Here is a 20657-nt window from a genome sequence, read left to right as displayed (position 1 = left end):
CTGCCGCAGGGATTGGTTACGCGATCTCGTGCGACCAGGGCGGGTTTGCGCCTGCGCGCGATACGGTCACTGCAGCGACCTTGGCCCCCAGCGCCAGCGCTGCGCGCAAGGTGGCGGGCGGTAGCGCACGGAGGCCGGGTTTCGACAGATGACCTGCCTCTTCTAACGCGGCCAACACACCTGCGTTAAACGTGTCGCCGGCGCCCACGGTATCGACCACCTTTACCGGCTCGACCGGGACCGAGGTTTGGCGGCTATCCGCCAGATAACCCGTCGCACCTTCGGCGCCGCGCGTGACGATCACCACGGCAGGACCGGCTTGCAGCAGCAAAGGTACTTTCTCATCCAGGGTTTCTGGGCCGGGGATGATCCAATCCAGATCCTCATCCGAAACCTTGACGATATCGGCTTGCGCGATCATCCGGTTCAGACGGGTGCGATAGCGGGTTTGATCCTTGATGAAACCGGGCCGGATATTGGGGTCCAGCATCACCGCGCGATCTGCCCCATGTTGCTCCAACAGGGCAGCATAGGCATCCGCGCAAGGTTCACAGGCCAGGCTTATGCCCCCGAAATACAGTGCGCTAATGGCACCGGGCAGTTGGCGTGGCATATCTTCGGGCCGCAACATCCGGCCAGCGGTGTTTTCGTCGACAAAGTTATAGCTGGCGTGCCCGTCCTTCAGCTGCACGAACGCCAGGGTTGTGGGGCGGTCCGACTGGATCACATGGCTTGTTTCAACGTGGCTGGCCTGCAGGGCTGCGGCCAGTTGCTGGCCGAACATATCCGTCGAGAGCCCGGTCAGCAGCCCAACGGGTGCGTCCAAACGGCCTAATGCAATCGCCGTGTTGAACACCGCACCGCCGGAATGGGGCACAAACCCGTCCGCGCCCGAGGCCGTGGGTTCTGCGATCATGTCGATCAAGGCTTCACCGCAGCACAGGATCATAAGGTCCCCTCCCAGGTGCGTGCTCTGTCAATCGGACAGGGCAGATTTGCAGAAGTTGTTTGCACCGATCACACCGAATTCGGCGTGGTTCGAAATGTAAAGGTTCAGCCCTTGCCGCACGGAATCGAACCGTCCTCCAGCGTTAAAGGCCGACCGGAAGGCTTCTCCGAACAGCCAACGGTTCTTGTCGGCCACACCGCCCAGCAGGAAGATCCCGCCAAAGGGCATCAAGGTGACCGAGATATCGCCGATCACCGCAGCCAGATGGGTGGTAAACATCTCGGCACAGCGGACGGCAACAGGGTCTGTAGCGGTTTGGGCATCTTGCAGGATGTCTTTGGCCGGGCGGGCGGCCACATCCGTCAGCCCTTCGGCCAGACCAATGGCTTGATAGAGAACCGGCAAGCCGGTTCCGCTGAGGAACATTTCGGCCTCAACCGCCAGGCTGTCGCCGAAGAAGCATTCCGGTACCAGAGTTCGGGCAGCCTCGAACACCGCCACTTCTTCGCGATAGCGCGGGGCCAGACCCACATGACCGCCTTCGCCCGATGCCGTATGATAGCGGCCCTGTGACCATAGCAAAGCACCAACCCCAAGACCGGTTCCCGGACCAACCACAAGCCGGGTACCCGTCGGTGGGGTCGGGTCGCCTTGCAGCACTTGTACGTCATCCTTGCCAATCTCGGCCACCGACCAGGCGGCGGCGGTGAAGTCGTTGATAACAAAGGTTTTTTCGGCTCCGGTGGCCTTCGCGATATCGGTCTCGGACAGGGTGACTTGCGCATTGGTCAGATGAATTGTGCCGTCACGGACCGGCCCCGCGCCTGCGGCCACGACGGCCAGCGGGTTGCTGCCCACCACATCGCGGGTTGCGTGAAACGCATCCAGCAGGTCGCTATTCGTACCGGTCGGGAATTTGTGCAGCTCCGTCAATTCTCCGTCGATGACCACACCCAATCGCATATTGGTTCCGCCGATATCGGCGACCAATGTCCAGCTGGGCTTGGCCAGCGTTGGAGTAGGGAAACGTGCGGTGGACAAGAGACTGGTTCCCAAAAAGCTGCTTTCAAGTTCGATACGTGCTTCGGTATTACGGCGCAACACCCGATCAGGGGTTGCACAGCCTCTAGCAACTTATGTTAGCGGTATCAATTCTTATGATCATCCGTCTATTCGACTTACAGTTCGTTGAAGACCACACCGCAGCCCGGTACCTGCGCGCCGTTCCACTCGACCGCCTTGGCGTTATAGTTGATCAGGACCTCATGCCGCGCCGTTTCGCGTCGCCGCAGGCCAGGGGGCATCGAAAAGATCTCTAAGCCCGTGGCTTGTGCCGCCAGAGCGATGACCCGATCCCATAGCGGCTCATCCGGGAAACAGCCCAAGTACCATATGTCATCATTGCCCATCAGTGCCGGGGTGCCGTCTTCGAACTCCAACAGTTTGGGCGCTGTGCCGGACAAGCGTTCCACCCAATGCTGCGCCGCACCGCCACCGGTGACCGGACGTTCGACAGTGGGGGGCAGGCTTTCGACCAGCTCGACCTGGCAGTCCAAAGCGGAAAGGCCGGGGCGCCCGCCCTCCGGAATCTGGAAATCGGGCGTGATCGCACCGCTGCGCGGACCAAAGAGGGCCAGATCACAACCGTTCGCGATGCGCGCCGCCAGAGCGTCATCCACCGAGGCCAACCCCGGGGCCAGGATCAGTTTGTAAGCTTTTTGCGGGATGTTCTCGGTCGATACAAAGTCTACCGACAAACCGGCCCGCCGCAGGGCGCGATAGGTCGAAAAGACCAAACGGAAATAGTCAAACCCCGCCCCTTGCGGTTGCGTCGCCCAGGCCCAGTCTGATGCATAGTCAAACACGATGGCCACTTGTGCCGGGCGCACCGATGTGTCCCCCAAACGTGCAAGATCTTCGGCAGTTTGGCGCGCCTCGCCCATGCCGGGGGCCTCGGTGTCATGCGGTGTCAGCAGCCCCGCATGCATTTGCTCTTGCGCAAACGGCGCCTGTCGCCAGCGGAAATAGCTGACCACCTCGGCCCCATGCGCCACGGCCTCAAGCGACCACAGGCGGACCATGCCGGGCAGGGGGGCCGGGTTGAACGGCGCCCAGTTCACCGGGCCGGGCTGTTGTTCCATCACCCACCAGCGTTCACGCCCGACAGCGCGATAGAGGTCGTGGTGAAAGCCCTGCATATCGGGATCACCCTGCTGAAGATAGGCCGCTTTGTGCGCCTCGTCAGCCTCAAGCCGGTCGGACAGAAAGCCGATGGGATAGCTGTCCCATGTGGCGATATCCAGATCGGCACCCACTGCGAAGTGATCAAACTCCAGCACGCGGCCCATGTAATTGTGCAGCAGCGGCGCGTCGGCTAACTCGCGCAGTACATCGACCTGCGCCTTGTTGAAAGCCACCACCTGATCCGAGCTGAAGCGCCGGAAGGCCAGAACATGCGCCGGGTTCGGTTCGGTCACGGTCAGGTTTGGCAGCTCGATCTGATCAAAACTGTCATAGTCCATCGACCAGAACACATTGCCCCAGGCTTCGTTCAGCGCCGCGACCGTGCCATAACGTTCCGCCAGCCAAAGGCGGAACGCGGCTAGGGCAGGTTGGGAATAGCTGAGCGTGGTGTCGTGACAACCATATTCATTGTCGGTCTGCCAGGCGGCCACATGCGGATTGCGGCCATAGCGTTCACCCATGATCCGGGTGATGCGCCGGCATTCATCGATATAGCCTTGATGGCTGAAACAGTAGTGCCGTCGCGACCCGAATTTACGGGGGTTTCCCTGAGCATCCACCGCCAGCATGTCGGGGTGCCGGTCCAGCATCCAGCGCGGTGGCGTTGCCGTGGGTGTACCCATCACCACCTTGAGGCCCGCCGCGCCCAGTGTTTCAACTGCGCGGTCCAGCCAGTCAAATTGCAGATCGCCCGGTGATGGCTCCATCCGGCTCCAGGCAAATTCGCCGGTCCGCACCCATGTCAGGCCGGTTTCAACCATACGTTTGGCATCATCGGCCCAGCTGTCTTCGGGCCAGTGCTCGGGGTAGTAACAAACACCCAGTTCGGGTTTCATAGAAGGACTCGTGGTTCTGCTTGGCCCTTGCCCGCATTGGCGGCTGCAAAGGTCATGCCGTTGCTGGGTTGACGCGCCATAGTGTCCGCATCGACGTCAACGCTGGCGGTAGTGCAATAAAGGGTGGTCAGATCCGCGCCGCCAAAGGCAGGGCAGGAGGTATGCTGCGCCTCGAAACTGACGGCCTGAAGAAAACGCCCTGCAGGGTCATAGGCCGCTACGCGCGATGCGCCCCATTGGGCGATCCAGATGTTGCCCATTGCGTCCACAACGGCCCCATCGGGGTTCAGGCCTTCATCCCGCAGATCAAGATAAAGCTCGGCCGTGCCAGCGGGCCAGCCGGTTTCTGGGTCAAGTGCCTGACGCATGACCTGCCCGGAGGCTGTATCGCTGTAATAGGCGCAGCTTTTGTCAGGGGCGAAGCAGATCGCATTGGTGATGGTGACATCCCTCACCAGCTTGCGAAGTTCGCCTTGGAACAACCGGTAAATCGAACCGGCACCGGTTTCGCCAGATTTCCCCATCGTCCCGATCCAGAACCCGCCCCAGGGGTCTGCACGCCCGTCATTGGAGCGGGTGACCGGATTGTCGGCCTCAAGCGGCACCACAAGCTCTTTCGCACCGGTGTCCAGGTTGTACGTCCACAGCCCGGTTTCCGAGGCGATCAGCAGAGTGGTGGTGTCGATCCACCCTGCAGCCGAGACATGCTCGTCAAAGCTCCAGCTTTTCGCCTCGCCGTTTTCGCGCGTCATCAGCTGTTTGCCGATGATGTCGAACCAGAACAGTTGCTGTCGTTCGGGGTGCCAGAGTGGTCCTTCCCCCAAGGCGCAGGGGCGGTTGTCGAAAACCTGGCTCATGCTAGGGCCGCGTCATAGGCGGAAACGATCTGGGCTGCGCGTGTGGCGATGTCATCCACCGACATGCCGGGCTTGTAGAGCGCCGAGCCGATGCCAAACCCGTCGGCGCTGGCCTTGAACCAATCGCCAAAGTTTTCAGGGCCCGCGCCGCCTACGGCATAGACCTGCGTGCCCTCGGGCAGCACGGCGCGCAGCGCGGCCAGCCCGGTTGTGCCAGCCATTACGCCCGGAAACAGTTTCAACCCGGTTGCACCGGCCTTGAGCGCCGCAAAAGCTTCGGTGGGGGTAAAGATGCCCGGCCAGCTTTCAAGGCCCAGCTTGGCGGTATGCGCGATCACCTCGGTATCGCAATTGGGCGACACGATCAGCTTGCCACCGACCGAGGCGACACCGTCGACCTGCTCTACGCTCAGCACGGTGCCTGCGCCGATCAGGGCACGATCCCCAAAGGTCTGGGCCAGCGCGCCGATAGAGTCCAGCGGATCGGGCGAGTTCATCGGCACCTCGATCTTGTCGATGCCTGCGTCGATCAGCGCCTGACCAACGTCCACGGCTTCGGCGGGAGTCAATCCGCGCAGGATGGCGATAAGAGAACGGCTCATGCTGTTTGCCTCGTTCGGTTGCGGGCCATGGCAAGCCCGGCCAGAGTGGTTGTTGTGGCGTCTGCGGTCTCAACGCTGGCCCCTTGGGCACCGAGCGCTGTGGCATAGGCAGCGGACAGGGTTTTAGAGCCGATGATCGCGATCTGTTGACCCAGCCAATAGGCACGCGAGGCGGCCAGCTCGGCCCCGATCAACAGGCCCGACAGACGGGCGCGTGCGACAGAAGCATCTTGCGCGTGCAACAGATCCGCAGCGCGCAGGCCAAACAGACGTGCGGCCAGCTGTTCGGGTTTCGACAGCGCATCTGAGACGGCCTCGGCAAAGGCGTCGTCATCCCAGCCATCTCCGATCGAGTGTTTCAGAACCGATTGCTTGCGCAGCAATTCAAACATCTCGCCGGTCATGAAAGTGCGGAAGCTCACCACCTCGCCAGCGCTGATCTGGGCCCATTTGGTGTGGGTGCCCGGCAGGCAGATAATTCCGTCCCAGTTGGGATGGGTGGCCAGAAAACCCGCGATCTGGGTTTCCTCGCCGCGCATCACGTCTGGCGGGCTGTCCTGTTTCAGACCGGGCACAACAAAGGCGCGGATGCGCGGATCGGTATCGGGCACACGGATCGGAATGTCGGGCACAGGTGCAGAGGGTACAGCCGCATAGGGTGCCTCGACCCAGCCCTGACGGGCGCCAACCATACCGCATGCGATGACATCAACAGGGTCAAGACCGAGCCAGCAGTCGACAAGCTCCAACAGGGCGGGTTGAAACCCGCTCTTGTCCAAGCGCCCCATGCCTTTGGCGGATTGCTTTTGGTCTTGCACGATGTCGCCGCGCATTGCCCAAACGCGCAGTTGCGACGTGCCCCAATCCACCGCGATCCATTCAGCGTTCATCGCATCACCCCGACACCACGACGCCGCCGTCGACCGCCATGCACTGCCCGGTCATGGCCCGGCTGGCCTCGGAGGCCAAGAAAAGCGTAGGCGCAATCATGTCTTCGGGCGACAGATGTTCTTTCAGACATTGACGGTCCAGATGGGCGGCCAGATCTTCGGGCGTGGCCCACATATCCAGTTGTTTCTGCGTCAGCACCCAGCCCGGTGCCAGCGCGTTGACACGGATTTTCTGCGGCCCCAGCTCGCGTGCAAGCGACCGGGTCATGCCTGTGATACCCGCATTCGACGTGGTATAAATCGGGTATCCCGCATTGCCCATCATATAGCTGATCGAGCTGAAATTGACGATCGCGCCGCCCTTGCCCTGCATCTGGCGCGCGGCCTCCTGACAGGCAAAGTAATAAGCCTTGAGGTTCACCTCGATCATCCAGTCCCAGAACTCGGGCGTGGTTTCTTCAAGCGAATGCCGTTTGTCATTGGCCGCGTTGTTGATCAGCACATTCAGCGGGCCATGCGCTTCGGCGGCCTTTTGCATCGTGGCATGCAGCAGTTCGGTGTCGGTCATGTCGCCCTGCATGAACAGCGGCGCGCGCCCGTGTTTCTGGTGCATTTCGTCGACAAAGGCCGAAGCGTCCGAGCGCCCGATAAAGGCGACATTTGCGCCTTGTGCCAGGAACCCATCGGTCAAGGCCGCGCCAACGCCCGAGCCTCCACCGGTGATGTAGACAGAGGCGCCGTTCAGATCGTGGAAAGTGGCGGTTTGGTCCATCAGTGACTCTCTCGTGTGACTAGGCGTGTATCTTTGCCGACAAGAAAATCAAGGTCGGCACCCCGATCGGCTTGCAGCACGTGGTCGATATACAGCCGCGCATATCCGCGGGTATAGTGCGGATCGTCCGGTTGCCACGCGGCGCGCCGGGCGTCCAGTTCGTTTTGATCCACCAGCAACTCAAGCTCACCCTTGCTGGCTGAAACGCGGATGCGATCTCCGGTTTTCACCAAGGCCAGGGTGCCACCAGCCTGTGCTTCGGGGCTGACATGCAGGATCACAGTGCCAAAGGCGGTGCCCGACATGCGTGCATCCGACACGCGGATCATATCGCGGACACCCTGTTTTACCAGCTTGCCGGGGATCGGCATATTGCCCACCTCAGGCATCCCCGGATAGCCTTTTGGTCCGCAGCCCTTGAGCACCAGAATGGTGTCGGCGGTCACCGGCAGATCGTCGCGGTCGATATTGGCCTTCAGGTCTTCGATGCTTTCAAACACAAAAGCCTCGGCCTCGGTTTCCAGCAGCGTATCGGTCGCGGCCGACGGTTTCACAATCGCGCCGTTCGGGGCCAGATTGCCGCGCAGAACGCGCAGACCGGCAGCGGGTTTCACCGGATCATCGAAGGGTCGGATGACATCGCTGTTATAGCATTCGGCCCCCTCATAATGCGCCGAGATATCCTTGTTCAGCACCGTCTTGGCCGGACGCAGGAAGGATTTGAGTTCATTCAGAACGACGGGCACGCCACCGGCGTAACAGAAATCCTCCATCAGGTATTTGCCCGAGGGCATGCAGTTGACCAGCAGCGGGATTTGCGAGCCGATCTCGAAATCCTTCAATGTCAGGTCAACACCCACACGGCCCGCCAGGGCCAGCAGATGCACCACGGCGTTGGTTGATCCGCCCACGGCCGCATTGGCCAGAATGGCGTTTTCGAAGGCTTCCTTGGTCAGGATGTCCGAGGGTTTCAGGTCTTCATCCACCATCTCGACAATTCGCTTGCCGGTCAGATGCGCCAGCGCCATGCGACGGGCATCGACAGCGGGCAGGGCGGCGTTGGTGGGCAGGGACATGCCCATCGCCTCGACCAGAGACGCCATTGTGCTGGCGGTGCCCATGGTCATGCAGACCCCGGCGCTGCGCGACATGCCGGATTCGGCGTTCATGAAGTCCTGCAGGGTCATTTCGCCCGCGCGAACCTCTTCCGAGAATTTCCACACATCGGTGCCGGACCCGATATCCTTGCCTTTGAACTTGCCGTTCAGCATCGGGCCCGAGCTGACCACAATCGAGGGCAGATCGACCGAGGCCGCGCCCATCAACTGGCCCGGTGTGGTCTTGTCGCAGCCACCCAGCAGAACCACGCCGTCAATGCCATAGGCGCGGATCGATTCCTCGACATCCATGGCCAGCAGGTTGCGGAATAGCATGGCGGTAGGCTTCATCTGGGTCTCGCCCAGTGACATGACCGGGAATTCCACCGGAAAGCCTCCAGCCTCCCAAACGCCGCGTTTCACACCCTCGGCCAGATCGCGCAGGCCCGAGTTGCAGGGCGTCAGTTCCGACCAGGTGTTGCAGATGCCAATAATGGGCCGCCCGTCAAAGGCGTGATCGGGAAAGCCCTGGTTCTTCATCCAGGACCGATGAATAAACCCGTCCTTGTCGAGTTTCCCGTACCAGTGCTGAGACCTGCGTTTTCGGGTCATAGCTTGTGGCCTTCGATGACCCACATGGATTGTGGGAAGCTCCAGGGCAGCGACAGGCCCTGGCTCATCAGATATTGTCCACTGACGGTGATCGGCCCCTGTTTCAGGGCCGGGTTGCCGCGCGACAGCGTGGCCGGTGCGGTGGCTGTATCCCGCAGCTCGACGCGGTATTGGGCATCCGCCTCAAGCCGGGTCAGGCGCAACGGGCGCGGCGCGATTTGCGAGGACGTGTCGGTTTTGCCGGCAAAGACCACAAAGCGCGAGCCATCACTGGTTTGCTGCTGTTCGGCAATGACCGACGGGTCTGGGCTGTCCAGTCGCAGGATGTCGGCATAGTACAGCCAGTCGCGGTTGTCCTTCCACCATTGGGTGACCTCGCGCAGAACCGTCTCTTCTTCGGGGGTCAATTCGCGGGGGTCCATCTCGAACCCCATATGGCGTTGGGCCGCAACCCATGCGCGGAACTGGATGTCCAGCACGCGGCCCGAGGTATGGCACACGCGGGGCCCCACATGGCTGCCGGTTACAGCCATGGGCAGGAAGATCGCGGCGTTGTGCTGAATGCGCAGCCGTTCCAGAGCGTCGTTGCTGTCGCTCAGCCAGACCCTCTGAGTACGTTTGAGAATGCCGAAATCAATACGCCCGCCGCCGCTGGCGCAGCTTTCGATTTCCACATGCGGGAAGTCCTGCCGCAGCCGGTCGATCAGCGCATATGACCCACGGGTCTGCGCCGCATCGGGCATCGGCAGCACGCGGTTGTGGTCCCATTTAATATAGTCGATGTCGTGGCCCGCAAGGATCGTCGACATGCGTTCATAGAGGAACTCGCGCACCTCCGGCAGCGCCATGTTCAGTGCTTTTTGCTGGCGGCCCAGGATCTGATCTTCACCCCCCAGCGCCCATTCGGGATGGGCCCTGTGGATGCTGCTGTCGGGGTTGATCATCTCGGGCTCGAACCAGATGCCGAAGGTCATGCCCAGCGAATGCACATGCTTGATCAGCGGGTCGAGACCATCGGGGTATTTCCGCGTATCCACTTCCCAGTCACTCAGAGAGGATGTGTCATCGTCACGCTGGCCGAACCAGCCGTCATCCAGCACGAAGCGTTCCGCGCCAAGCGCGGCTGCGCGGTCGGCAATGTCCTTGAGCTCGGGCAGGTTGTGATTGAAATAGACCGCTTCCCAACAGTTGTAATGCACCGGCCGTGCACGGTCGGGCTTGGGGAACGCGACGATGCGATCGCGCAGATGCCGTTGGAACGCAACTGCGCATCCGTTGATGCCATCGGCCGAGAACACCGCATAAAGCGGGGCGGTTTCGAACCGGGTCGAGGCCTCACGCTCCATCCGGGCTGCCTGTCCAAACTGGATCTGGCGGCGCCCGTCGGGCAGCTCTTCGGCCACCATACGGTGCCCGCCGGACCAGCCATAGTGGAACCCGTAAGCCTGACCCTGTGCATTCGTCGCACCCCGGACAGGGACGATCAGGCCGGGGAAATGCTCGTGCCCCGTGCGCCCGGTACGGTTCTCGCGATAGCGGATACCGGGCGACCACGGCGTGGTGTTCATCTGAAACTCACCACACCAGCGACCGGCGAAATCGATCAGCTCATCCGAAAGTTGCGGCGCTGGAAAGACCGGGGCCGACAGCCAATGCAATAGCACCGGGCGATCCGCCTCGACCGCTGCGCGGGCCTCGATGATGTGGGTTTTCGGGTCGATCGAAAAGATCGCCTGATAGGTCAGCCGATGATCATCATCCCGAAAGGTCAGAGTAAGGTGGTTTTCCGAAACCTCTTCGCTTTCAAAACAGAATTTCGGAAGGATCGGCGTGCCATCCCCATCCCGCATGATCAGGCCTGGCTGGCCCGGGAAACTGCGCGTGGCTTCAGGACAGATGGACAATTCCGGGTTGGCATCCAACATGCCCCCGGTCACGTCCAGCCCGTAGGCGTCAAATAATGTGTCTAGGTTTTCGTCATCCGGCAATCGAGGGCCAAAATACACAACTTCAGGAAGGTGCTCGCGATGGGCCGCGAGCACCAGAGATTGTCGCTCATCATGAAGCGACCATGTTCTTATCATTACTTTACAGCTCCGAGGGTAAGACCTGCGATGAAGTGTTTCTGCATTAGGAAGAACATTGCCACCGGTGGCAGGGCCGCGACGATAGAGCCCGCACTCATCAATTGATATGCGGCACGGTACTGCGCGTTAAAGCTGGTAATACCGGCTGTAACAGGTTGGCTTTCAGGACCTTGTGTCAGCACGACGGCCCAGAAGAAGTCATTCCAGATGAAGGTGAAGATCAAGACGCTGAGCGCGGCAATCGCCGGTTTCATCAGCGGCAGGACAACATACCAGAAGATGCGCCATTCACTGATGCCTTCAACCCGTGCGGCCTCGATCAGCTCGAAGGGCAGGGCGCGGATGAAGTTGCGCATGAAGAGGGTGCAAAAGCCGGTCTGGAACGCGATGTGGAACAGAACCAGCCCGGTCTTGGTGTTGTAGAGGCCCAGCTCCAACGTCAGGTCCCGAACCGGAACCATCAGGATCTGGAACGGGACGAAGTTGCCCGCAACGAACATGAAGAAGATCCAGATGTTCGACTTGAACTTGTAGATCCCCAAGGCAAAGCCGGTCATGGTGCTAAGCGCCACCGCTCCGATCACCGTTGGAATGGTGATCATGAACGAGTTCAGCAGATACCGGGGCATGTCCGAGTTGAAGAAGACCTGCCCATAGTTGAAGGCGCCTTCAAAGCTGGACGGCAGCCCCCAATAGTTGGCGTTGGTGAAATCCGCCGCCGGTTTGACCGAGAACAGTGCCACCGCCAGAAGCGGGCCCAGCCACAACAGCAGGGCGACGGGCAACAGGGCCTGATAGGTGATCTGCGCGGGGCGGGATTGTTTTTCGATAGGTGTCGGAAACATCTTAGTGCCCCTTTTCTTCGCGATACATCGACCACAGGAAGTAGGCGATGAAGCAGAGCATGATCAGGAACAGGACCACGGCGATGGCAGCACCATATCCCATGCGGAACCCGTATTCGGACAGGGCGACTTCGAACATGTAATAGGCCAGCACGCGGGATGAACCGAACGGGCCACCCTGTGTCATGATCGAGATCAGGTCGAATGAGCGCAGAGCGCCGATGATGGTCACGACGAATGCAATGAAGGTGGCCGGGCGCAATTGCGGCAGGATCACATGCCACAGCATCCGTCCACCCTTGGCACCGTCAAGACGCGCAGCCTCGATCTGTTCGGGATCCACCGCGTTCAGACCGGTGAGATACAGGATCATGCAATAGGCCGTTTGCGGCCAGAGACCGGCAAAGATGATTCCGTAGGTTACGAACCGTTCATCCCCCAGTACGTTCAGCGGACCCATTCCGAATAGGCCGAGAAATTCGTTCAGAAGGCCGAAGGTCGGATCATAAAACCAAGTGAAAACCAGGCCAACCACAACCTGCGAGATCACAAAGGGGAAGAAGAAGAGCGATTTGTAGAGCCGGATGCCCCAGACCGTCTGGTTCAGAAACAGCGCGATGAACAGACCGGCGGGGATCGCCAGAAGATACAGGACCAGCCAGATCAGGTTGTTCTTGAGCGAGACATAGAATGCGTCGCGGTCAACCCATTCCCAATAGAGGTCTTCATAGTTGCGAAACCCCACATATTCAGCGGCCCCCAGACCATCCCATTCGTACAGGGAGAGGTTGAAGGATTGGAAAACGGGGATGATTACGTAAACCAGGAAAAACAGCAGGCCGGGGGCTAGAAACAGCCATGGGGCGAGGCGTTGCTGGTTTTTGTGGAACCAGCTTTCCTGTTCAGGGACGTCGACGGCTACGGTCATGGAAATACTCTGGCTAGGGTGAGACAGGGCGGGATCATGGCCCGCCCTGTGCTGAGCTTTGGCAATGGCCGGGACATAGCCCGGCCGTCACCCCTATCAGTTGTCGTAGATGCGCTGACGTGCGCGTTCCAGCTTGGCCAGAACCTTGTCAGCATCGTCGGGCTTGACCATGAATTCCTGGAAGCCTTCCATCGACACTTTCGCCATTTCCGCTGGTGCGTCACGGTCCCAGAACTGTGCAACACCGCCCGGGCTGTTGGACGACAGCATCTCAAAGCCTTGCAGCAGGAATTTGTCGTTATCCACCGAGGATTTCGCGTTCACGGGCAGCTGACCCAGGTTCGCGCCGTTGTTGATCTCGGTCTGCTCGTCCGGAGAAACCACAAAGCGCAGGAACTCGCGCGCGGCTTCTTTGTTCGATGCATTGGCCGGGATGTGGAACGTGTCGGTTGGCGCGTCTTCGGCCAGTTCGACATCAGGATTGATCGATACGAACTGGTAGAAGTCCAGTTGATCATCGGTCAGGCCTGCTTCGCGCAGCGGCGCAACAGCAAAGTTCCCCATCAGATAGGCCGCGGCTTCACCGTTGACCATGAAGGGCAGAGCTTCCTGCCAGCTGTAGGTCTGGTGGTTGTCGATGAAGGCACCCATGTCGATCAGCTCTTTCCAGTTCGCGAAAGTCTGCTTGACGCGGTCATCTTCCCAGCTGATTTCACCGTTGGCCAGCTGGTTGTGGAACTCATACCCGTTGGTGCGCATGTTCAGATAGTCGAACCAGCCGCCGGCGGTCCACAGGAACTTGGTGCCGATGGTATAGCAGGCACGGCCCGATGCTACGATCTTTTCGCAGTTGGCCTTTTCTTCTTCCCATGTGGTCGGCTCGGACAGGCCCAGCTCGTCAAAGATGTCTTTGCGATAATAGACGCCCCACTGATAGTAGGTATAGGGCACGCCCCACTGTTTGCCGTCGATGGTCATCGCACCTTTGGTGGATGCCAGGTTCTCGGCGATCTCGGGCTCGGCCCACAGATCGGACACGTCTTCGAACAAACCCGCCTCGACATATGGCTTCATGCGGTTCGCGGCGTACCAGGTTGCAACGTCAGGCGTGTCCGCCGTCAGGAAGTTGCGGATCTGGGTTTTATACGCTTCGCGGTCGATCACGGTTGTCTCGATTTCCAGGCCCGGGTGCTGGGCTGCGAAACGGTCGATCATCGCTTCCATCGTCGCGCGTGGCGCAGGGTTTGATGTGTCCAGGAAAATCCGCAGCTCACCTGTGAGCTCGGCAGCAACGGGTGCTGCAAGTGCAACGCTGGCGGCCAGCGCGGCCGCGGTGCGCTTGAACATGGAATGCATGGTGTCCTCCCTTAAGCTTCCATATATTCAGTTCCAAATATTGAAACCAAGTTTTATATGTTGAAAACTACACATCGAATCGGCTAGTCTTGTCAAGACCCTCGTCGGGAGAGCGATGGTCAAACGGAGGAGACTGACACCCGTGTCAGGTGATGGAACGATAGGCAAGGCATGTGACGTGCTGGATCAGGTGGCCGCCTTTGGCCGACCTGTGCGATTTGGGGAATTGCTTGAACACAGCAGCTTCCCCAAGGCGACCCTTTATCGGTTTCTGCAATCGCTCAGCAATCAAGGTATGCTCAGCTATGAGCCGGATCGGCAGACCTATTCGCCGGGCATCCGGTTGGTGCGTCTGGCCCATGCGGCCTGGATGCAAAGCTCTTTGGCACCGATTGCGCGCCCGGCCCTGGATGCGCTCAGCCAGGACACGGGTGAGACCGTTCATCTGGCGCAGTTGGACTCGGGTCAAGTTATCTATGTCGATAAGCGCAACGCGCACCGCCCGATCGAGATGTTTTCGGACGCCGGCAAGGTGGGCCCCGCCTATTGTACCGGTGTTGGCAAGGCGATGATGGCCTATCTGGACGAGGCGCAGCTGCAAAAGACGATCTCTCAGCAAAGCTTTCATCGGTTCACGCCAAAGACGTTGACGTCGGAACAGGCGCTGCGCCGAGATCTCGCAGCCATTCGCAAGCGTGGCTATGCGGTGGATAACGAAGAACACGAGCCCGGCATCATATGTGTCGCCTGTCCCATCCTCACGGATGGGGGCAGATTGCTGGGTGCCGTGTCCGTAACCGGGTCGACCGAGCGGATGAAATTTGAACAATTGGAGACATGGGTTCCCCGCGTGCGTCGTGTCGCCGAACAGATCGGAACCGAGGCGCAAGCATGGCGCTTTCCAGAGAATCAGCAGAATAGGATGCAAGTAACATGACGGGTGTGACTCTGAACGGTGCAATCAAGCGCTATGGTCAAACGCAGGTGATCCACGGGATCGATCTTGAAATCAAGGATGGCGAATTCTGCGTTTTTGTCGGCCCGTCGGGGTGCGGCAAATCCACTTTGCTGCGGATGATTGCCGGGCTTGAAGAGACCTCGGAAGGGCAGATTCATATCGGTACGCGGGACGTGACCCATCTGGACCCGGCCAAGCGCGGCGTGGCCATGGTGTTCCAGACCTATGCGCTTTATCCACACATGACCGTGGCTGAAAACATGGGCTTTGGCCTGCGCATGAACGGCGTGCCCAAGGCAGAGATCGAAAAGAAGGTTCAGGAAGCCTCAAATATCCTGAAGCTGGATCAATATCTCAAGCGCAAACCAAAAGCTCTGTCTGGTGGTCAGCGGCAGCGGGTGGCCATCGGTCGTGCCATCGTGCGCGGCCCCGAAGTGTTCCTGTTCGACGAACCACTGTCCAACCTGGACGCCGAATTGCGCGTCGAGATGCGGGTCGAGATTGCCCGTCTGCACAATGAAATCGGCGCGACGATGATTTACGTGACGCATGACCAAGTCGAAGCGATGACCATGGCCGACAAGATCGTTGTGCTGCGTGATGGCCGGATCGAACAGGTTGGTGCGCCGATGGATCTGTACCGCGATCCGGACAACAAATTTGTGGCGGGCTTTATTGGCTCGCCTGCGATGAACTTCCTCGATTGTGAGGTCGCAGATGGCGCGGCGCATCATTCGGCGCTCAGCGCACCGATCCCGCTGACCAACAGCGTACCAGCCGATGCCAAGAAGGTTACGCTGGGTATTCGGCCCGAACATATCGAGGTTGATCGGAACTCCGACGCCTGCACCGTGGATCTGACCGAAGCGCTTGGCGGCGTGTCTTACGCCTATCTGCTGGCCGCCAATGGCGACAAGCTGATCGTCGAAGAACGCGACGATCACCGCAGCACAATGGGTGAGAAGATCGGAATCTCGGTCCGTACTGACCGGGCGATGATGTTTGATCCCGAAACCGGTCTGCGCCTGCGCTAAGCTGGTCCGACAGTTCTTGTAAGTCTCAGGGGCGCCGTTGAGCGCCCCTGACCTTTTTGGGCGCGTCGGTTTTGTTAGTGGGGGTTTTTTGTTTTGGATTTTGTATCCAAAATCCATTACCGATTGACACAGCTGACCAACCAACCGAGTCGCAGATTTGCAAGAAGGAGCCCAACCATGCAGCCGACCGTCTTTACCGGCATGATGCCTGCCCTGATGACCCCGTGCAAACCTGACCGGACGCCAGACTTTGATGCTCTGGTGCGCAAGGGGCAGCAGATGATCGCGGCGGGGATGTCGGCAGTTGTCTATTGCGGGTCGATGGGGGATTGGCCGCTGCTGACCGATGCTGAGCGGATGGAAGGTGTCGAACGGCTGGTTGCGGCTGGGTTGCCAGTGGTGGTGGGCACGGGAGCGATCAACTCGAAATCCGCCACCGCCTTGGCCGCGCATGCGCAGCAGGTGGGGGCGGCGGGGTTGATGGTGATCCCGCGCGTGCTGTCGCGGGGGTCATCCGTGACCGCGCAACGCAACCATTTCAAAGCCATTCTGCAAGCCGCGCCGGACGTGCCGGCCATTATTTACAACAGCCCGGTTTACGGGTTTGCGACCCGGGCTGATCTGTTCTTTGCGCTACGGGATGAACATCCCAACCTGGTGGGGTTCAAAGAGTTCGGCGGCAAGGATGACCTGCGCTATGCGGCGGAGCATATCACCTCGCGCGATGATAAGGTCACGTTGATGGTCGGAGTGGATACCGAGGTGTATCATGGCTTTGTCAATTGTGGTGCGACAGGTGCAATCACGGGGATTGGCACCGCGCTGCCGAAAGAGGCTCTGCTGCTGGCAGCCTTGTGTGAAAAGGCCGCGCAGGGTCATGCCGAGGCGCGGCTGCGCGCGCGAGAGCTGGAAGAAGCGTTCGGCGTTCTGGCCAGCTTTGATGAAGGCACCGATCTGGTACTGTATTACAAACATCTTCTGGTTCTGAACGGCGAGGAAGAATATCGGCTGCATATCAATGAAACCGACATGTTGTCGGATGCGCAGCGAAATTATTGCGAACAGCAATACCGCCTGTTTCAAACTTGGTTTGCCGATTGGTCGCGGGAGGGCGGGGTGATTGCCGAATGCATGTGATCGACAGCCATACCGGGGGTGAGCCGACACGCGTGATCTTGAACGGTGGGCCTGATCTGGGCCAGGGGTCCGTGGCCGAGCGGGCGCAGCGTCTGGCGCAGGATCACCGTGCCTTTTACCGCTCGGTCCTGTTGGAGCCGCGCGGGCAGCCAGCCATGGTGGCCGCGCTTTTGGTGGAACCGCAGGATCCAAGCTGTGTTGTCGGTGCGATCTATTTCGATCTGGATGCGGTGTTGGGGATGTGTGGCCATGGCACCATTGGCTTGGCCGTTACCCTTGCGCATCGAGGGCGGATCGATCTGGGCTGCCACCGGATCGAAACCCCGGCGGGTGTGGTCACGGTTGAGTTGGAGGATGCAAACACGGTCACCGTCACCAATATCGAAAGCCGCCGCGTGGCGGCGGATGTCGTGCTGGACGTGCCGGGCTATGGCCCGGTGACCGGAGATGTGGCCTATGGCGGCAATTGGTTTTTCATCGTCGACCCCAGCCCGATCCCCATCGATCCGGCCAATATTCCACAGCTGACTTCCTTCACCACCGCGATCCGACAAGCATCCATCGCGCAAGGCATTGGTGGAGAGGCGGGCGAACCGATAGATCATGTGATCCTGCAAAGCCCGCCTGAAGGCGCGGTACACAGCCGAAATTTTGTGCTCTGCCCGGATGACAATTATGATCGTTCCCCTTGTGGAACCGGCAGTTCTGCCCGTTTGGCCTGTCTGGCGGCGCGCGGGGTGTTGCGCCCGGGCGAAGAGATCGTTCAGGCCAGTGTCATCGGCAGCACCTATCGCTTGTCCTATCAACCCGGGTCCCGCGGTGGGGTGATCCCGCGCATTACTGGCCAGGCCTTTGTGACCTCGGACAGTACGATGATCTTTGACGCGAAAGATCCGTTCCGGTCGGGCATCGAGCTGTGAAGCGCGTTGTCATTGTTGGTGCCGGTGTTATCGGGATCACCACGGCGCTCGAGTTGCAACGCCGGGGGCGCGCGGTTCAGGTGCTGGACCGGGACGGAGTTGCGGCGGGTGCTTCTGCTGGCAATGCGGGGGCCTTTGCCTTTGCCGAGATCGAGCCTTTGGCGACACCGGGGATCCTGCGCAAAGCGCCGCGTTGGCTGCTGGATCCACTGGGCCCGTTGTCGGTACCGCCTGCCTATGCGCTGAAAATCGCGCCTTGGCTCTGGCGGTTCTGGCGGGCCAGCCGCGCGCAGAACTATCAGCACGCATTGGCGGCGCAAGCTGGTTTGATGCAGCTGTCCTCGGTCGCTTTGGACCGGTTGATCCCCTTTGCCGGGGTGCAGGACATGGTGCAGAACGACGGTCAATTGCAGCTGTATGAAAGTGAGGCCGCATTTCGCGCCAGCCTGCCCGGCTGGGAACAGCGTCGCCGTCATGGTATTGCGTTCACATTGCTGGAACATCCCGAGGCGATTGCCGAAATTCAGCCGGGGCTAAGCCCTCGCTTTACCCATGCCGGGTTCACGCCGGATTGGATCAATACCGCAGATCCAAAGGCCTGGGTCGAAACGCTGGCGAAGGTGTTTCAAGACAAGGGCGGACAGATCGACCGGCGCGAGGTGTGCGCCCTGTCTGTGTCTGATCAGGCGGCGCAGGTGCACACGACTGATGGCACGATTGCAGCCGACAGCGTTGTGCTGGCTGCTGGTGCCTGGTCGCATTATCTGGCGCGGGGCATGGGTGATCATATCCCGCTGGAGACCGAGCGTGGATACAATACGACCCTGCCTGCAGGCGCGTTCGACCTGCGCACGCATTTGACCTTCTCGGACCACGGGTTTGTGGCCAGCCGGATCAACGGCGGTGTGCGTATCGGCGGTGCGGTTGAACTGGGCGGGCTCGACATGCCTGCCAATTTCAAGCGGGCAGATGTGATGCTGACCAAGGCCCGCGATTTCCTGCCGGGGCTGAAGGCCGAAGGTGGCCAGCAATGGATGGGGTTTCGCCCCTCATTGCCCGATAGCCTGCCGGTGATCGGGGCGGCGTCACGCAGCGATCGGGTGATATATGCGTTTGGCCATGGTCATCTGGGTCTGACGCAATCAGCAGGCACGGCTGAACTGGTTGCAGCGCTGATTGATCGCCAACCACCGCCCATATCGCTTGCCCCATTCGCGCCGACGCGATTTTGAAAGAGTTCTTATGCGAAACCGTCACGACCCAGACAACACTCTGAACACAGGACGCCAGACATGACAGCGAAACGTGCGATCCAGCGCCAAAGCCTGCCTGATGTTATTGCCAGCGATCTGCGGGAGCGCATCCTCAGCGGCGATTTGGCCGAAGGCGAAACCATCCGGCAAGAAGCGCTGGCCGATGAGTACGATGTCTCGCGCATGCCAGTGCGAGAGGCGCTGAAACAGCTGGATGCCGAGGGGCTGGTGCAACTGACCAACAATCGCGGCGCCACGGTGACAGAGCATTCACTGGCCGAGATTGCCGAAATCTTCGACCTGCGCGCCTTGCTTGAAGTTGATCTGTACCGGCGCGCCATTCCGGCCATGACGACGGCAGAGTTCGCGGCCTGCGCCAAGATCCTTGAGCAGATGGAACAGTCTTATGACGCCAATGATGTCAGCGCCTGGGGGGCGCTGAATCACAAGTTTCACACCGCACTTTATGCGGCGGCGGATCGCGGGCTGACCAACGATCTGCTACACCGGGTGGCGCTGCAATCGGACCGCTATGTGCGGATGCATCTGAGCGTGATGGAACAACGCGAACCGGCACGCAAAGAGCATCGCCAATTGTTGCAGCTGGCCCAGTCCGGTCAGGTCGACGCGGCCTGCACCTTACTGTCACATCATATCGGACGCACGAAAGAGGCGCTTTTGGCACTGATGGCCGCGCGAAATGACCCAGAGACTACTGTGTGAACATCAACCGCGCGGTTACGGGTATCGTGCGGGTAATGCTGGGCAGCTGCGCCAGCTCCATCAACTTGTCGACCCCGGACGAGACATTTGCGTCTTCGGTGCTGATGAAAACCATGTCATTGGTTGAAACCATGACCCGGTCTTCGGCCACCCGCAGGATGAACATATCGGTGTAGAATTCGACATCGGCGCTTGCCAGCGACAGGGTGGCCTCCACCTCGATCACCGATGCTTCACCAACGCCCATCCCCGAAACCGCATCCATGTCGATCTGCGCAGTCAGTTTGGCGGTTGGGGCTTTGCGAAACACATGTTCGATCATCCGTTCGTTGCGAATATCGATATTGGTCTCGACCGAGGACAGGTCGATCTCAATCTCGACCTGACCATCATCGCCGACATGCCCTGACAGGTTGGTGAAGGAATTCACCTCGCCCAGATCCTCAAGCTTGATCGTGCCATAGGCCAGATGCGAGGTGTCCGGGTCCAGCGTCCAATCTGCCGCCAGGGCCGGGCTGGCCATCAGGACCGACGCAATCGTGATTGTTTTCATCAGG

The 20657-nt window shown here is 60.1% G+C and carries 19 protein-coding genes; 6 read left to right on the top strand and 13 right to left on the bottom strand.

All coding sequences use genetic code 11. From position 1 onward, the window contains the following. Positions 1-16: 16 nt before the first annotated feature. The 12 genes from GOW40_RS06565 to GOW40_RS06510 form a co-directional block, all read right to left on the bottom strand. Positions 17-949, bottom strand: coding sequence for a carbohydrate kinase (locus GOW40_RS06565; RefSeq protein ID WP_171132838.1), 933 nt, complete (start codon positions 947-949; stop codon positions 17-19). Positions 950-976: 27 nt separating this feature from the next. Further along, positions 977-1990 carry an ROK family protein gene (locus GOW40_RS06560; protein WP_254444346.1) on the bottom strand — a complete coding sequence of 338 codons (1014 nt, stop codon included), beginning with the start codon at positions 1988-1990 and terminating at the stop codon, positions 977-979. Between the two features lie 137 nt (positions 1991-2127). Continuing rightward, positions 2128-4029, bottom strand: coding sequence for a beta-galactosidase (locus tag GOW40_RS06555; RefSeq protein WP_171136670.1), 1902 nt, complete (start codon positions 4027-4029; stop codon positions 2128-2130). Beyond that, positions 4026-4886 carry an SMP-30/gluconolactonase/LRE family protein gene (locus GOW40_RS06550; protein ID WP_171132836.1) on the bottom strand — a complete coding sequence of 287 codons (861 nt, stop codon included), beginning with the start codon at positions 4884-4886 and terminating at the stop codon, positions 4026-4028. The genes GOW40_RS06555 and GOW40_RS06550 overlap by 4 nt, the downstream gene beginning before the upstream one ends. After that, the gene (locus GOW40_RS06545; protein ID WP_171132835.1) at positions 4883-5488 is read right to left on the bottom strand and encodes a 2-dehydro-3-deoxy-6-phosphogalactonate aldolase; all 606 of its coding nucleotides are present in this window, start codon (positions 5486-5488) and stop codon (positions 4883-4885) included. The genes GOW40_RS06550 and GOW40_RS06545 overlap by 4 nt, the downstream gene beginning before the upstream one ends. Then, positions 5485-6378 (bottom strand): 2-dehydro-3-deoxygalactonokinase, encoded by an 894-nt coding sequence (locus GOW40_RS06540; protein WP_171132834.1) that lies wholly within the window; start codon positions 6376-6378, stop codon positions 5485-5487. The genes GOW40_RS06545 and GOW40_RS06540 overlap by 4 nt, the downstream gene beginning before the upstream one ends. Positions 6379-6382: 4 nt before the next feature. Then, positions 6383-7150, bottom strand: coding sequence for an SDR family NAD(P)-dependent oxidoreductase (locus GOW40_RS06535; RefSeq protein ID WP_171132833.1), 768 nt, complete (start codon positions 7148-7150; stop codon positions 6383-6385). Then, a complete protein-coding gene (locus GOW40_RS06530; RefSeq protein ID WP_171132832.1) occupies positions 7150-8859 on the bottom strand; it encodes an IlvD/Edd family dehydratase in 1710 nt (569 codons plus the stop codon). The genes GOW40_RS06535 and GOW40_RS06530 overlap by 1 nt, the downstream gene beginning before the upstream one ends. Next, entirely contained in the window at positions 8856-10943 is a 2088-nt protein-coding gene (locus tag GOW40_RS06525) for an alpha-galactosidase (RefSeq protein ID WP_171132831.1), read from the bottom strand. Before GOW40_RS06525 ends, GOW40_RS06530 begins: the two co-directional genes overlap by 4 nt. Beyond that, the gene (locus GOW40_RS06520) at positions 10943-11791 is read right to left on the bottom strand and encodes a carbohydrate ABC transporter permease (RefSeq protein WP_171132830.1); all 849 of its coding nucleotides are present in this window, start codon (positions 11789-11791) and stop codon (positions 10943-10945) included. Before GOW40_RS06520 ends, GOW40_RS06525 begins: the two co-directional genes overlap by 1 nt. Position 11792: 1 nt before the next feature. Further along, positions 11793-12719: a carbohydrate ABC transporter permease gene (locus GOW40_RS06515; protein WP_171103005.1), complete on the bottom strand. Its 927-nt coding sequence runs from the start codon at positions 12717-12719 to the stop codon at positions 11793-11795. Between the two features lie 96 nt (positions 12720-12815). Then, complete coding sequence (locus GOW40_RS06510) at positions 12816-14075, bottom strand: ABC transporter substrate-binding protein (RefSeq protein ID WP_171103007.1); 1260 nt, start codon at positions 14073-14075, stop codon at positions 12816-12818. 142 nt (positions 14076-14217) lie between these two features. On the opposite strand from GOW40_RS06510, the gene GOW40_RS06505 reads away from it, so the two are divergent. The 6 genes from GOW40_RS06505 to GOW40_RS06480 all read left to right on the top strand — a co-directional run bounded on the left by GOW40_RS06505 (position 14218) and on the right by GOW40_RS06480 (position 20100). Then, on the top strand, positions 14218-15012 hold the full coding sequence (locus GOW40_RS06505; RefSeq protein WP_171103009.1) for an IclR family transcriptional regulator: 795 nt from the start codon (positions 14218-14220) through the stop codon (positions 15010-15012). Then, entirely contained in the window at positions 15009-16067 is a 1059-nt protein-coding gene (locus GOW40_RS06500; protein ID WP_171132829.1) for an ABC transporter ATP-binding protein, read from the top strand. Before GOW40_RS06505 ends, GOW40_RS06500 begins: the two co-directional genes overlap by 4 nt. Positions 16068-16244: 177 nt before the next feature. Further along, on the top strand, positions 16245-17204 hold the full coding sequence (locus tag GOW40_RS06495; protein WP_171103013.1) for a dihydrodipicolinate synthase family protein: 960 nt from the start codon (positions 16245-16247) through the stop codon (positions 17202-17204). Continuing rightward, on the top strand, positions 17195-18124 hold the full coding sequence (locus GOW40_RS06490; protein WP_171132828.1) for a proline racemase family protein: 930 nt from the start codon (positions 17195-17197) through the stop codon (positions 18122-18124). The genes GOW40_RS06495 and GOW40_RS06490 overlap by 10 nt, the downstream gene beginning before the upstream one ends. Then, complete coding sequence (locus GOW40_RS06485; RefSeq protein ID WP_171132827.1) at positions 18121-19356, top strand: FAD-dependent oxidoreductase; 1236 nt, start codon at positions 18121-18123, stop codon at positions 19354-19356. The genes GOW40_RS06490 and GOW40_RS06485 overlap by 4 nt, the downstream gene beginning before the upstream one ends. A 60-nt stretch (positions 19357-19416) precedes the next feature. Beyond that, complete coding sequence (locus GOW40_RS06480; protein WP_171136667.1) at positions 19417-20100, top strand: GntR family transcriptional regulator; 684 nt, start codon at positions 19417-19419, stop codon at positions 20098-20100. On the opposite strand, the gene GOW40_RS06475 is transcribed toward GOW40_RS06480, so the two are convergent. Then, positions 20090-20653 (bottom strand): YceI family protein, encoded by a 564-nt coding sequence (locus tag GOW40_RS06475; protein ID WP_254444344.1) that lies wholly within the window; start codon positions 20651-20653, stop codon positions 20090-20092. The two genes, GOW40_RS06480 and GOW40_RS06475, sit on opposite strands and share 11 nt — an antisense overlap. Between the last annotated feature and the right edge of the window lie 4 nt (positions 20654-20657).

Source organism: Ruegeria sp. HKCCA6707 (assembly GCF_013033515.1).
Lineage (GTDB): Bacteria > Pseudomonadota > Alphaproteobacteria > Rhodobacterales > Rhodobacteraceae > Ruegeria.
This window is presented reverse-complemented; position numbering and strand designations above follow the sequence as displayed.